Origin of the sequence: Aeromonas sp. R7-4, from assembly GCF_040908055.1 — a bacterium.
Lineage (GTDB): Bacteria > Pseudomonadota > Gammaproteobacteria > Enterobacterales > Aeromonadaceae > Aeromonas > Aeromonas sanarellii.
Window position 1 is genome coordinate 42,933 of the sequence record NZ_JBFODA010000028.1, and the last position, 14,075, is coordinate 57,007.

General features: G+C 63.3%; 12 protein-coding genes. 10 read left to right on the top strand and 2 right to left on the bottom strand.

Annotated elements, in window-relative coordinates:
* Window positions 1–124: 124 nt before the first annotated feature.
* Window positions 125–1,450 carry an outer membrane channel protein TolC gene (gene tolC, locus AB5Y72_RS07030; protein ID WP_042076817.1) on the bottom strand — a complete coding sequence of 442 codons (1,326 nt, stop codon included), beginning with the start codon at window positions 1,448–1,450 and terminating at the stop codon, window positions 125–127.
* A 307-nt stretch (window positions 1,451–1,757) separates the two neighbouring features.
* On the opposite strand from tolC, the gene nudF reads away from it, so the two are divergent.
* From nudF to parC, 10 genes are all read left to right on the top strand, one after another.
* Window positions 1,758–2,399 (top strand): ADP-ribose diphosphatase, encoded by a 642-nt coding sequence (gene nudF / locus AB5Y72_RS07035; protein ID WP_318162104.1) that lies wholly within the window; start codon window positions 1,758–1,760, stop codon window positions 2,397–2,399.
* A gap of 99 nt (window positions 2,400–2,498) precedes the next feature.
* Complete coding sequence (locus AB5Y72_RS07040) at window positions 2,499–2,945, top strand: DUF1249 domain-containing protein (protein ID WP_219142935.1); 447 nt, start codon at window positions 2,499–2,501, stop codon at window positions 2,943–2,945.
* A gap of 27 nt (window positions 2,946–2,972) precedes the next feature.
* Window positions 2,973–3,791, top strand: coding sequence for a 3',5'-cyclic-AMP phosphodiesterase (gene cpdA, locus AB5Y72_RS07045; protein ID WP_042076814.1), 819 nt, complete (start codon window positions 2,973–2,975; stop codon window positions 3,789–3,791).
* Window positions 3,792–3,801: 10 nt separating this feature from the next.
* Window positions 3,802–4,389 (top strand): YqiA/YcfP family alpha/beta fold hydrolase, encoded by a 588-nt coding sequence (locus tag AB5Y72_RS07050; RefSeq protein ID WP_368198767.1) that lies wholly within the window; start codon window positions 3,802–3,804, stop codon window positions 4,387–4,389.
* Window positions 4,390–4,391: 2 nt separating this feature from the next.
* Window positions 4,392–5,015: an NUDIX hydrolase gene (locus AB5Y72_RS07055; protein WP_368198768.1), complete on the top strand. Its 624-nt coding sequence runs from the start codon at window positions 4,392–4,394 to the stop codon at window positions 5,013–5,015.
* 96 nt (window positions 5,016–5,111) lie between these two features.
* Window positions 5,112–5,333 carry a DUF1656 domain-containing protein gene (locus tag AB5Y72_RS07060; RefSeq protein WP_325783570.1) on the top strand — a complete coding sequence of 74 codons (222 nt, stop codon included), beginning with the start codon at window positions 5,112–5,114 and terminating at the stop codon, window positions 5,331–5,333.
* The gene (locus AB5Y72_RS07065; protein WP_368198769.1) at window positions 5,326–6,192 is read left to right on the top strand and encodes an efflux RND transporter periplasmic adaptor subunit; all 867 of its coding nucleotides are present in this window, start codon (window positions 5,326–5,328) and stop codon (window positions 6,190–6,192) included. Before AB5Y72_RS07060 ends, AB5Y72_RS07065 begins: the two co-directional genes overlap by 8 nt.
* A 1-nt stretch (window position 6,193) precedes the next feature.
* The gene (locus AB5Y72_RS07070) at window positions 6,194–8,203 is read left to right on the top strand and encodes an FUSC family protein (protein ID WP_368198770.1); all 2,010 of its coding nucleotides are present in this window, start codon (window positions 6,194–6,196) and stop codon (window positions 8,201–8,203) included.
* A 115-nt stretch (window positions 8,204–8,318) separates the two neighbouring features.
* Complete coding sequence (parE, locus tag AB5Y72_RS07075; protein ID WP_368198771.1) at window positions 8,319–10,217, top strand: DNA topoisomerase IV subunit B; 1,899 nt, start codon at window positions 8,319–8,321, stop codon at window positions 10,215–10,217.
* 83 nt (window positions 10,218–10,300) lie between these two features.
* Complete coding sequence (parC, locus tag AB5Y72_RS07080) at window positions 10,301–12,595, top strand: DNA topoisomerase IV subunit A (protein WP_368198772.1); 2,295 nt, start codon at window positions 10,301–10,303, stop codon at window positions 12,593–12,595.
* Here the strand turns inward: parC and AB5Y72_RS07085 are convergent.
* Window positions 12,553–13,971 carry an IS66-like element ISUnCu16 family transposase gene (locus AB5Y72_RS07085; protein WP_201972752.1) on the bottom strand — a complete coding sequence of 473 codons (1,419 nt, stop codon included), beginning with the start codon at window positions 13,969–13,971 and terminating at the stop codon, window positions 12,553–12,555. The genes parC and AB5Y72_RS07085 overlap by 43 nt on opposite strands.
* Window positions 13,972–14,075 lie beyond the last annotated feature (104 nt).

The window sequence follows — 14,075 nt, forward strand, 5'->3', positions numbered from 1 at the left end:
CCTGATTCAAACTGCCTTCAACAACGACGCCTACCGGGATAGGTTGGAAGTGAGTGGTTTGACTACTGTGCAGACATAAAAAAGGCGACCCCGGGGTCGCCTTCTTTCATGGTGTGCGCCTGGCTCAGGACTGCTTGGTGACCTGGGCCGCGGGCATCAGCCCCTGGTTGACCTCCTCCAGATCCTTCTGCTCCAGGATGCCGGCGGCCTGCTTCAGGGAGAGGATGCTGAGGATGTAGTTGTAGCGGGCCTCGGAGAGCTTCTGCTTGGCCTGATACAGCTTGCGGGTGGCGTCCAGCACGTCGACTATGGTGCGGGTGCCCACTTCGTACCCGGCCTCGGTCGCCTTCAGGGCGCTGTCGGCGGAGATGACGGACTGGCTGTAGGCGCGCACCGAGCCGATGCTGGCGTTCACGTTGTTGTAGGAGGAGCGGACCGTGCTCTGCACCGAGCGGAAGCTGCGCTCCAGCTGTTCGCTGGCGGCCACGTAGTTGAACTGCGCCTGCTTGACCTGGGAGGTGGTGGCCCCGCCGGTGTAGAGCGGCAGGTTGAAGTTCAGGCCGATATTGCCCTGGTTGCTGTTGCTCTCGGGGTTGCGGATCTCATCCTTGTAATCGTTGTAACCGGCGCTGAGCCCGGCGCCGAGATCCAGGGTCGGCTCGTGGCCTGTCTTGGCCAGATCGATCTGCTCCTTGGCGATGTCCTTGCCGATGCGGGCGCTGTGCAGCTCCAGGTTCTTGTCCAGGGCCAGCTCCAGCCACTTGTCGGAGTTGAAGGCCGTCTTCTGCGGACTGAAGCGCTCGGTGTTGAGCACGTCCAGCTGACGGTGATCGATGCCGGTCAGCTCGCGCAGGCTCTCGTAGCTGTTGTCCAGGGTGTTCTCGGCATTGATCTCGTCCGCCAGCGCCTGGTCGCGCTCGGCCTCGGCCTCATGAACGTCGGTGATGGCGGTCAGGCCCACTTCGAAGCGCTGCTGGGTCTGTTCCAGCTGACGTTCCACCGCGGTCTTGTTGGCGCGCACGAATTCCAGGGTATCCATCGCCTTGAGCACGTCGAAATAGGCCTGGGCGGTACGCAGCATCAGGTTCTGGTACTCGAGGTTGTAGGCCACGTCGGACTGGGTGGCGCTCTTCTCGGTCAGGTCCAGGTTGACCCAGTTGCTGCGGCGGTAGATGGACTGATCCAGCGTCACTGAGCCGGTGGCGCCCGTGTTGGTCTGGGTATCGTCCTTGTTCTGCAGGTAGTTGAGGCCGGCACCCAGGTTGATCTGGGGCAGCAGGGCTGCGCGGGATTCGTTGATCTTCTCGAAGGCTTGGTCCCGTTTGGCCTTGGATTCCAACAGCTGGGTATCCTTGATCTGGGCTTGTTGGTAAATTTCGAGCAGGTTTTCGGCATGAGCGGCGCCGCTCACACCCAGCATCACCATGACTGACAAGAGTGTTCTTTTCATATGATATTTTTAACCTTATGTATCAACCCAAAGCTGTCCGCTGGATGAAGGGGGGGATTGTCACCGACCAAGCTTGATTTCAGCTTAACCACTCTACTATAAGCAGATTTCATTGCGAACTGTCTCTTTTCCAGTAACGGAAACGTCAAGAGGCAGGGCAGGTTTTCTCGGCAACCCGCCTAGCCAAATGTCCTGTGGCTGCTAAAATCCTTCCCTCATCATCGGCGAGAGCAAATGAATGAATGTTCATTCATGCCCCCGAATATTATGGTCAAACCAGGCCAAGTCAAGCTGGTAGGAGTCTCATATGTCACAGCAAGCCTTGCCTCAAACCCGTCACTACTCCGGCGATGATGTGAAAATCATCGGGAAATCAGCCGGATATAACGGCTTCTTCAAGGTGAACGTCTACCGCCTGCAGCACAGGCTGTTTGCCGGTGGCTGGAATGAGCCCATAGTGCGGGAACTGTTCGAGCGCGGCCATGCCGCCGCCCTGCTGCCTTATGATCCGGTACGGGATGAGATCGTGCTGGTGGAGCAGTTTCGCATCGGCGCCATGGAGACCAGCGCCACCCCCTGGCTGCTCGAACTGGTGGCCGGCATCATAGATGAAGGGGAGACCGCCGAGGCCGTGGTGCGGCGCGAAGCGGTGGAAGAGGCGGGGATCGAGGTGGGCCGCTGTGAACACGCCATCAGCTATCTGGTGAGCCCGGGTGGCAGCACAGAGCGCATCGAAGTCTACGTTGGCGAGGTGGATGCGAGCCGGGCCGCGGGGATCCACGGTCTGGCGGAGGAAGGTGAAGACATCCGGGTGCACGTGGTGAGCCGCGAGCAGGCCTATGCCTGGCTGAAGGAGGGGCGCATCGACAACGCCGCCTCCGTCATCGCCCTGCAGTGGCTGGCCCTCAACCACGGCGAACTGCGGGCCCGCTGGTTGGCGGGGCGCTGAGGTGGCACTCGTTCAGGCCAGGGTCAGGTGTCATGTGTCCGACTTGATCACCATGCAGCGGGTCCACCCTTCGTGGACCCTGATTGATGGAGCCGCAACATGCCATTGGTCCAGAGCCCGATGAAGCGCTATGTGCCCGATCTGATGTCCTTGCAGCGTACCTGCGAGGTCAATTACATGGCGCTGATGAAACTGTTGCCGCCCGGTGGCAGCGTGGGTGCCGAGCGCCGCTATCAGGTGGGCAACGGCCTGCAGTTCCAGCTCACGGTGACCGAGGAGAGTCGCTTCACCAGCCAGGTGATCCTGGCCCAGCACAACCCCGAATTGCCGAGCTACTTGCAAGCCCGGATAGAGATTCGTTTGTATCATGATGTGCGAATGGCGGAAGTGTGTGCGGCGCAACAGATTTCAATGTTGCAACCACGTTATGATTATCCCAATCAAAAAATGCATCACAGGGATGAAAAAGAGCAGGTAAATCTATTCCTGGCCGATTGGTTAAGATTTTGTCTCAAACACGGCACCAGCCTGATCAACATCCTCTAGTTGAACCCATAAAAAAGAAGCGTGATTTTGGAAACAGAGCTACCTCAGGCGCCGGACGGCAGTGTGCGCCTGTTACAGATTACCGACACCCATCTCTTCGCGAGCGCCGAGGGGCGGCTGCTGGCCGTGCCCACGGCGCAGAGCCTGGCCGCCGTGCTGGAACAGGTGCAGGCCAATGACCACCCGTTCGATCTCATCCTCGCCACCGGGGATCTCTCCCAGGATCACAGCCCGGAGTCCTACCAGCGCTTCGCCTCCATGATGGCGCCGCTCGCTCGCCCCATCTACTGGCTGCCCGGCAACCACGACGACGGCCCCCTGATGACCGAATACCTGCATGCGGCCGGCATCAGCGAGGCCAAGCAACTGGTGGGGGAGCACTGGCAGATCATCCTGCTGGACACCCAGGTGCGTGGCAAACCCCACGGCGTGCTGGGGGATCACCAGCTGGCGGCCCTGGATCAGGCGCTGCGCCAGCACCCCGAGCGCCATGCCCTCATCGCCCTGCACCATCAGGCGGTGCCGGTGGGCTGCGCCTGGCTGGATCAGCACAACCTCAAGAATGCCGACGACCTGTTTGCCGTGCTGGCCCGCCACCCGCAGCAGAAGACCATACTGTTCGGCCACGTCCACCAGGAGTTTGACGAGGTGCATCGCGGCGTGCGGCTGATCGCCAGCCCCTCCACCTGCATCCAGTTCAAGCCGCTCTCCGACGGCTTCGCCCTGGACGAGTCCGGCCCGGGCTGGCGCTATCTCACCCTGCATCCGGACGGCAGGGTCGCGAGCCAGGTGTGGCGCCTGCCGATGGGGCAGTTCGTGCCCGACCCCGATGCCACCGGTTATTGAGGAGGCCTGCATGACCTCCGTTCTGCTTTATCTGCACGGTTTCAACTCCTCCCCCGGCTCGGCCAAGGCGCAACAGATGGCGGCCTGGGTGGCCGAGCACAGGCCCGACATCGAGGTGGTGATCCCGGCCCAGCCCAATACGCCAGCGGCGGCCTGGTCCGCCATCGAGCAGGCCATCGCCGGCCTGAAAGCCCGTCACGGCAGTGCGTTCAAGCTCGGCGCCGTGGGCAGCTCCCTCGGCGGCTTTATGGCGACCAGGGTGAGCGAGCTGCATGGTTGCCGCGCCGCCCTCATCAACCCGGCGGTGCGCCCTCATGAACTGCTCTGCGACTACCTCGGTCCCCAGACCAACCCCTACAGCGGCGAACGCTATGAGTTACTGCCTGCACATATGGATGAGCTGCGGGCGTTGGCGGTGCCGGTGACGGCCCCCGAGCGGCTCTGGATCCTGCAGCAGCAGGAGGATGAAGTGCTCGATTATCGCAAGGTGCTGGACGAATACCGCTTTGCCCGCCTGTCGCTGGAGTGCGGTGGCAACCACGCCTTCACAGGCTTCGAGCGCTACCCCGCCCAGATCGTCCGCTTCCTCGGGCTCTAGCCGTGCAACCGCCACTGGCCGCCTTTCTGGAACAGGTGCTGGCCACGGCGCAGGCCGGGCTTACCTATTCCAAAGATCCCTTCGATATCGGCCGCTTCGAGGCGCTGCGAGCCGCCACTGTGGCGCTCATCGCCAGCCAGAGCGAGCTGGCACCGGAAGCCATCGGCGACTGGATCGCCCTGGATAGCGGTTATCCCACCCCCAAGCTGGATGTGCGAGCCTTCATCCAGAACGATGCGGGCCATCTCCTGCTGGTGCAGGAGCGCTGCGACGGGCTCTGGACCCTGCCGGGGGGCTGGTGCGACATCGGCGACTCGCCGGCGGGGGCCGTGGTGCGCGAGGTGGTGGAGGAGACCGGCCTCGCCTGCCGGGCCGTGCAACTGCTGGCCCTGTTCGACAAGTTCAAGCATCCCCATCCCCCGCAACTGCCCCATGCCCACAAGGCTTTCTTCCTGTGCGAGGTGACGGGGGGCGCGCTACTCACCGAGACTAATGAGACCCAGGGCGCGGCGTACTTCCCCATCGACGGCTTGCCCCCGCTCTCTCGCCATCGGGTCGTGGCATCCCAGTTGCGCACCCTGCACGCCCATCTGCGCGAGGGTCGGCGGGATACCCTGTTCGATTGAGGCGACGACGCGGGGAAGGAGTCACCCGCTTCTGTCGCCGCTGTCGGCTGTGTTAACCTTGGCGCACCCCTTCCTCCGCCCACAGGGAGCCTGTCATTGCCCATCTCTTCCGCATTGCCCGACCTTGTCCTTGGCGCCTCTCTCTACTTTCCTCCCCTGTTCAAGGCGGTGCTGCTCGGCCTGCTGGGCTGGCTGCCGCTGCATCATCTGCTGCGTGACTGGCTCTACGGCGGGGATGTCTGGCATCCCCTGCTGATGGATCTCTCCCTGTTTATCCTCGCCGTCAGCGGCGCCCTATGGATATTGCTACATGGCTAAATCACCCCTCGCGACCCTCAAATACTTCTCTACCCTGCTGGTCTGCGCGCTGGCGCTGGCTGCGGGCTGGTGGCTGTGGAACTACTACATGCAGGGGCCCTGGACCCGGGATGGCAAGGTGCGGGCCGAGCTGGTCAGCATCACCCCAGAGGTATCGGGCAAGATCATCAAGATAGCGGTGAAAGACAACCAGCTGGTGAAGGCGGGGGAGGAGATCTTTACCCTGGATCCCGAGCCCTACCGGATCGCGCTGGATAACGCCCAGGCGGCGCTGGCCAAGGCCAAATCGGATCTCGACAGGGCGGAGCACGAGGCGGGCCGTCGCCAGAGCCTCTCCCGCAGCGTCATCTCCGCCGAGGCGGTGGACGAGGCCCGCCTCAACGCCCAGGCGATGAAGGCGGCCTACCAGGTGGCCCAGGCCAATCTGGAGCAGGCCAGATGGTCGCTGGCCAAGACCCGGGTTCATGCCGCGAGCGACGGTTACATCACCAACCTTCAGACCCGGGTCGGCAACTATGCCAGCGCCGGCGTGCCGCTGGTGGCGCTGGTGGACATCCACTCCTTCTACGTGCAGGGCTACTTCGAGGAGACCAAGCTCAGGCACATAGCGCCGGGCAAACCGGCCGAGGTGGTGCTCTACAGCGGGGCGCAGCGGCTGCGCGGCGAAGTGGAGAGCATAGGGCGCGCCATCCATGATCAGAGCGTGGAGGGGGCCGACAACCTGCTGCTGGACGTCAAACCCAATGTGCCCTGGGTGCGGCTGGCCCAGCGGGTGCCGGTGCGGATCAAGCTGCTGGAGGTGCCGCCAGAGCTGACGCTGATCGCAGGCACCACCTGCACCATCACCATAGGGGAGTAAGGTGGCCGCCTCGCTCTGGCGCCAGACCCCCTGGGGCAAGGCCAATGGCGGCCAGTGGCGCTACGCCCTGCGCAACAGCCTGGCGATGTGCCTGTCGCTCTGGCTGGCCTTCGTGCTGGCGCTGGATTCCCCCTACTGGGCGATGACCTCAGCCGCCGTGGTGAGCTTTCCCACCGTGGGCGGCGTCATCAGCAAGAGTCTGGGGCGGGTAGTGGGCAGCCTCATCGGCGCCATGGCAGCTGTGGTGATCACCGGCCTTGGCATCAGCGATCCCTGGCTGTTCAGCTTCCTCATCGCACTCTGGCTGGCGCTCTGTACCTACATCTCCAACCACCATCAGAACAACGTCTCCTACGCCTTTGCGCTGGCGGGCTACACCGCCGCCATCATCGCCTTCTCCTGCGTCAACCTGACCGACCCGCAACACATCTTCGACATCGCCCAGGCGCGGGTGAGCGAGGTGATCATCGGCATCCTCTGCGGCGGCCTGTTGATGATGATCCTGCCCAGCACCTCGGATGGCGAGACCCTGCTGCAGTCGCTGCACAAGACCCAGGCCCGCCTGCTGGAGCATGCCCAGCTACTCTGGCTGGGGGAGGCGAGCCCGGAGGTGCGCACCGCCCACGAGGGGTTGATCGGCCAGATCCTCACCATGAACGTGCTGCGCATCCAGGCGGTCTGGAGCCACCATCGGCTGCGTCGCCACAACCGGCTGCTCAACTTCCTGCTGCACCGCCAGCTGCGGCTCATCAGCCTCATCTCCAGCCAGCGCCGCATGCTGCACAACTGGCCGACGCAACCTGAGGGGCTGCAGGCGTTGCTGGAGCGGCTGCTGGTCGAGCTGGGCCAGCCCGGCTGCGACAAGTACCGCATCGCCCGGCTGCTGGCCCCCTTGGTGCCGACGGCGGCCAGCGACTACCGGCTGCACACCTTCTGGCGGCGGCTGCGCCACTTCTGCTGGAGCTATCTGGAGTGTCAGCGCTGGCTGGATCGACTGGCACGCTACGACGATCAGGAGTGGCCGGCACCGCCACGCCACTCCTCGCTCACCAGCCACACGGATACGCTGGAGGCGGCCTACAACGGCGGGCGCACCTTCCTCTGCGTGCTGCTGGGTTGCGCCTTCTGGATCCACAGCCAGTGGGATGCGGGCAGCTCGGCGCTGACCCTGCTCTCCATCTGTTGCGTGCTCTACTCGGCCACCCCGGCGCCCGCCAAGGGGGCCAACACCATGCTCAAGGCGATCCTGCTGCTCAGCCTCATCTGCTTCGCGGTCAAGTTCGGCCTGATGATCCGGCTCGACGACTTCTGGCTCTTCTGCGCCCTGCTGTTCCCCGCGCTCATCACCATGCAGCTGTTCAAGCAGCAACAACCCAGGCAGGCGGTGCTCTGGGGCCAGCTTATCGTGCTGCTCGGCTCCTTTCTCGCCATCACCAATCCGCCGAGCTACGACTACCTGCAGTACATCAACGGCAGCCAGGGGCAGGCGCTGGGGGTGATGAGCGCAGCTCTGGCGTTCCAGCTGCTGCGGCCGAGCTCGGATCGGCGCAAGAGCCGCCGCCTTATCCGCTCCCTGCGCCGCCACTTCATGGATCAGCTGGCGCCGGCCCCGCGCCAGAGCGAGAGCCAGTTCGAATCCCTCATCTACCACTGCATCAGCCAGCTCAGCCAGAGCCAGGATCAGACCGCCCGTCTCTGGGTGCTGCGCTGGGGCGTGGTGCTGCTCAACTGCAGCCACATCGTCTGGCAGCTGCGCCAGTGGCGCGGCGAGGATCAGCCCCTCTACCTGGTGCGCGACGCCTGTATCCGATCTCTGCAGGGGATCCTCACCGAGCAGGGGGTACAGCACGCCTCTTTGGATCGCACCCTGGCCGAGCTGCAGCGGATCTGCGGGGCCCTGGCCAACCACAGGGAGCCGGCGGCGCGGGAACTGGCCGGCATGGTGTGGCGGCTGCACAGCTCGCTCTCCCAGTTGCAGCAGGCGCTGCCGGTGGCTGTCGAGGCGAGCTGAACGGGGCGGGGGCGGCGGCTTATCCGGTCGGGATCAAGCTTTGCCGCCGACGGGTTTGTCCAATACCCTCCCAGCGAGTAAGATTCCCCCCAAACGTCAATTCGCAAGGCCCTCCATGTCTACTCAATACAATGCGGATGCCATTGAGGTCCTCAATGGCCTTGAACCGGTGCGTCGCCGCCCCGGCATGTATACCGACACCACCCGGCCCAACCACCTCGGCCAGGAGGTCATCGACAACAGCGTCGACGAGGCGCTGGCGGGCCATGCCCGCAACCTGGAGGTGATCCTGCACGAGGATCAATCCCTCGAGGTGATCGACGACGGTCGCGGCATGCCGGTGGACATCCACCCGGAGGAAGGGGTCTCCGGCGTGGAGCTGATCCTCTGCAAGCTGCATGCGGGCGGCAAGTTCTCCAACAAGAACTACCAGTTCTCCGGCGGTCTGCACGGGGTGGGGATCTCGGTGGTGAACGCCCTCTCCGATAGGGTCGAGGTGACGGTGCGCCGGGACGGCCAGGTCTATGACATCGCCTTCGAGCGGGGCGAGAAGGTGTCTGATCTGACCATCACAGGCACCTGCGGGCGTCGCAACACCGGCACCCGGGTGCGCTTCTGGCCCCAGCCGAGCTATTTCGACTCGCCCCGCTTCTCGGTCTCGAAACTCGAGCACCTGCTGAAAGCCAAGGCCGTGCTCTGCCCCGGCCTCACCATCAAGTTCCTCGACAAGAACACCGGCATCCGGCTTGAGTGGTGCTACGAAGACGGCCTCAAGGATTACCTGATCGACGCGGTCAAGCAATTCACCTGCCTGCCGGAGCAGCCCTTCGTCGGCAGCTTCAGCACCGAGCAATCGGCGGTGGACTGGGCCCTGTGCTGGCTGCCGGAAGGGGGCGAGTGCCTCGCCGAATCCTATGTGAACCTGATCCCCACGGCCCTCGGTGGCACCCACGTCAACGGCCTGCGTCAGGGCCTGCTCGACGCCATGCGCGAGTTCTGCGAGTTCCGCAACCTCTTGCCGCGCGGGGTCAAGCTGACCCCGGAAGATATCTGGGATCGCTGCGCCTACATCCTCTCCATCAAGATGCAGGACCCCCAGTTCGCCGGCCAGACCAAGGAGCGGCTCTCCTCCCGCCAGAGCTCGGCCTTCGTCTCCGGCGTGGTGAAGGATGCCTTCAGCCTCTATCTGAACAGCAACACCGAGCTGGCCGAACAGCTGGCGGAGCTCTGCATCTCCAGCGCCCAGCGCCGGATGCGCGCCGCCAAGACGGTGGTGCGCAAGAAGATAACCCAGGGCCCGGCCCTGCCCGGCAAGCTCACCGACTGCGGCTGCGCCGATCCCATGCAGGGGGAGCTCTTCCTGGTGGAGGGTGACTCCGCGGGGGGCAGCGCCAAGCAGGCGCGGGATCGCGAGTTCCAGGCCATCATGCCCCTGCGCGGCAAGATCCTGAACACCTGGGAGGTGGAGGCCGGTCAGGTGCTCGCCTCCCAGGAAGTGCACGACATCTCGGTCGCCATCGGGCTCGACCCCGACTCCAACGACCTCAGTGGCCTGCGCTACGGCAAGGTGTGCATCCTGGCGGATGCGGACTCGGACGGTCTGCACATCGCCACCCTGCTCTGCGCCCTCTTTGTTAAGCACTTCCGCGCGCTGGTGGAGAAGGGCCACGTCTATGTGGCCATGCCGCCCCTCTACCGGATCGATATCGGCAAGGAGGTCTACTACGCCCTTGACGAAGACGAGAAGAACGGCGTGCTGGAGCGGGTCGAAGCCGAGAAGAAGAAGGGCAAGGTGATGGTGACCCGATTCAAGGGGCTGGGTGAGATGAACCCCAAGCAGTTGCGGGAAACCACCATGGATCCCAACACCCGCCGTCTGGTGCAACTCACCATGGGCGAGGAAGGGGAGGAAGGGGGCGAGACCCTGCAACTGATGGACATGCTGCTGGCCAAGAAGCGGGCGAGCGATCGCCGTGAGTGGCTGGAAGAGAAGGGCAACCTCGCCATCATCTAAGCCGTTGGCCGGCCCTGTCGGGGCCGGCAAGCATTTAGCCGGAGTCGCCTTGTGGCGGCTCCCGAACCGGAAGAGAATTTCACATGAGTGATGCTATCGAGCTCAGTCTGGACGGGGTCGAGCGCCAGCCAATGCGCACCTTTACCGAGCAGGCTTACTTGAACTACTCCATGTACGTCATCATGGATCGGGCCCTGCCGCATATCGGCGACGGCCTCAAGCCCGTGCAGCGGCGCATCATCTACGCCATGAGCGAGCTGGGTCTGTCGGCCCTCTCCAAGCACAAGAAGTCAGCCCGTACCGTGGGTGACGTGCTGGGTAAATATCACCCCCACGGCGACAGCGCCTGTTATGAAGCCATGGTGCTGATGGCCCAGCCCTTCTCCTACCGCTACCCGCTGGTGGACGGTCAGGGCAACTGGGGGGCGCCGGACGATCCCAAATCCTTCGCCGCCATGCGTTATACCGAGGCGCGGCTGTCGCGCTTCTCCGAGCTGCTGCTCTCCGAGCTGGGCCAGGGCACGGTGGAGTGGACGCCGAACTTCGACGGCACCATGAAGGAGCCGGTGGTGCTGCCGGCGCGCCTGCCGCACATCCTGCTCAACGGGGTGACCGGCATCGCGGTAGGCATGGCGACCGATATCCCGCCCCACAACGCGCGGGAAGTGGCCCACGCCTGCGTGGAACTGCTGGATAATCCCAATGCCGGCCTGGATGCCCTGATGGCCCATGTACAGGGGCCGGACTACCCGACCAACGCCGAGATCATCACGCCGCGCGACGACATCCGCAAAATCTACGAGACCGGCAAGGGCTCCATCAAGCAGCGGGCGGTGTGGAGCGAGGAGGATGGCGACATCGTCATCACGGCGCTGCCTCATCAGGCCTCCGGCGCCAAGATCATGGAGCAGATCGCCGCCCAGATGGTGGCGAAAAAGCTGCCCATGGTTACCGATCTGCGCGATGAATCGGACCACGAAAACCCGACTCGTCTGGTGATAGTGCCGCGCTCCAACCGGGTGGACGTGGAGGGGCTGATGGCCCACCTGTTCGCCACCACTGACTTGGAGAAGAACTACCGGGTCAACCTCAACATCCTGGGTCTGGACAACCGGCCCCAGGTGAAAGACCTCAAGACCATCCTTACCGAGTGGCTGAGCTTTCGCCGCGAGACGGTGCGCCGTCGCCTGCAGTATCGCCTCGACAAGGTGCTGGCCCGCCTGCACATCCTCGAAGGTTTGCTCATTGCCTACCTCAACATCGACGAGGTGATCGAGATCATCCGCACCGAGGAAGAGCCGGGTCGGGTGATGATGGAGCGCTTCAACATCAGCGAGACCCAGGCCGAGGCGATCCTCGAGCTTAAACTGCGCCACCTGGCCAAGCTGGAAGAGTTCAAGCTGCGCGCCGAGCAAGAAGAGTTGGCCGAGGAGCGCGACAAGCTGGAACTCATCCTGGGCTCCGAGCGCCGCCTCAATACCCTGCTCAAGAAGGAGCTGCTGGCGGACGCCGAGAAGTACGGCGACGATCGCCGCACCCCGCTGGTGGAACGTGCCACAGCAGTGGCCCTGACCGAGAAGGAGCTCACCCCGAGTGAGCCGGTTACCGTGATCCTCTCTGACAAGGGCTGGGTACGCGCCGCCAAGGGCCACGACGTGGATGTGGAAGGTCTCTCCTACAAGGCGGGGGACGGTTATCTGGCCCACGCCCATGGCCGCAGCAACCAGCAGGCGGTCTTCCTCTCCACCCTGGGGAGAACCTACTCCCTGGAGGCCCACACCCTGCCTTCCGCCCGCAGTCAGGGGGAGCCGCTCACCGGTCGCTTCGCGCTGGGGGCCGGTGAAGAGGTGCGCCATCTGGTGATGGGCAACGAAGGCGAGCCGTATCTCATTTGCTCCGACGCCGGTTACGGCTTCGTCTGCAAATATGACGATCTGATTGGCAAGAACAAGAACGGCAAGGCGCTGCTCACCGTGCCGGAAGGGGGCATCGTCATGGCGCCCCAGAGGATAGGCGCGCCGGACACGGATCTCTGCATGGCCATCTCCAACGAGGGCCGCATGCTGCTGTTCCCGCTCAACACCCTGCCGGTGCTCGGCAAGGGCAAGGGCAACAAGCTCATCAGCATCCCCTCTGCGCGAGTGAAGGCGCGGGAGGAGTTTATGGTGATGGCCGCCATCATCCCGCAAGGCCAGTCGGTGACCCTGTTCGCCGGCAAGCGCAAGCTGACCCTCAAACCTTCGGATCTTGACTACTACCGCGGCGAGCGCGGCCGCCGTGGCGCCAAGCTGCCCCGCGGCTTGCAGCGGGTCGATCGCATCGAGATTGTAACCGTTCACCGGGAGGATGTTGACAACAACTCTTCCGGGAGCGGGTAGTCTGTTTTCTCTATGCAGGCACCGACCACGGCCCTCAGCCATTCCTGCGGACAGCGACCTAACCGCTTGGCTGTCTCTATCAAAGACAAGATGCGCTGCCGAAACAGCTCTCCCCGATGTGACCAAACGCCATAGCTCCCCTTGCGCCACAGCACATACCCGCGTAGCGCCCGTTCCGCCTCATTATTGGTCAAGGCTATCTCGTCGTTTTCCAGAAAACGCCACAGCATTTCATCATCCTTGAGCAGTAGCCGACAGCGACCTCGGTAGCGCTTGCTGCACAGCAAACTGCCTCGCCCCAGCTCTTTTCGCCAGCTTTGCCGACATCGCTCAAGCCTTCGCTGATATTGTTTCTGGCTCAACACGCCTTGTTCATAGCCATGTCGAACCCTGAATACGCTATTTGCGAGAAGCACCAGTCGGGCCCCAATGGGCTGATTGACCTTTTCGCCGCTGTCGGCAATCGCTGCCACATTGCGCAGTACATGGGCCCAGCACAGCTGACGCTGGCTGCTGTCGATGAAACGGTATCCTGCGTACTGGTCTGTCACCAACACGCCATCCAATTCTGAGCCCAGCAGCCGTTTGGCCGCATCCTGACCCCGGCCAAACGCCGTCATGAAACAGACGGCCACCTTGCTCAGTGCCAGCCACATCCAGCGCCGCTCACCACCACGCTGATGCCGTGTTTCATCGGCATGGATACAGGAGGCTGATTGCACTTGTTGTTTGATGGCCTGGTGCGTCGGGGTCAACATGGCACTGACTCGCCCTTGCGCCTCGCTGATGGCGCCGCGACTGAAGCTCAGGCCGAAGTGCTGTTTAAGCTGTTGTTGTATCTGGCTAATGCTCTGGTGAAACAGACCACTTTGCAGGGCGATGTAGCTCAGCAGGTTGGTCCCCATCTGGCTGCTGCTCACCGTCTCGGGCAACGGAGCCGGGCTGGTCTCGATGCAATGACAACAGGTGCCGCTAAAGAGCTGATGTTCGGTCACCCTGTAGCTGACCTCGGGCAGGTCAAAGACCTGATGGACGCGGTAGGGTTTGTCATGAAATACCACATTGCCCCCACAGCAGGCGCACTGTCTGGCAGGGTAATGGGGTATTACCGTCAGCCGTTCATCCGCTGGATGACGCTCACGCCGAGCGCCTTTGTGGCCCGGTTGGGCGCCGCGTTTTTTACCTGAGGCAAGGCGCGGCCGAGCAGGTGGTGGTGAGCCTGGCCCATCACTGGAAGGAGGCTTGGAGGAATTGCCGCTGTGCTGGTTGAGTCGGTCTTCTAGCTCGGCGATGCGCGCCATCAGCTTCTGAATAAGTTCATTAGCCTGCTCAAGGGTCAGCGGCGAAGCGGCCGGTGGGGTCATGGATGTGCTCATGCCCCTGATGGTGCCAAGCTGACAGGATCACGCAAGAGGCAATAGTGGATCACCGGACGATCGTCTCATTTTTTACCTGTCAACTGGTCTGGGTGAACCGTTAC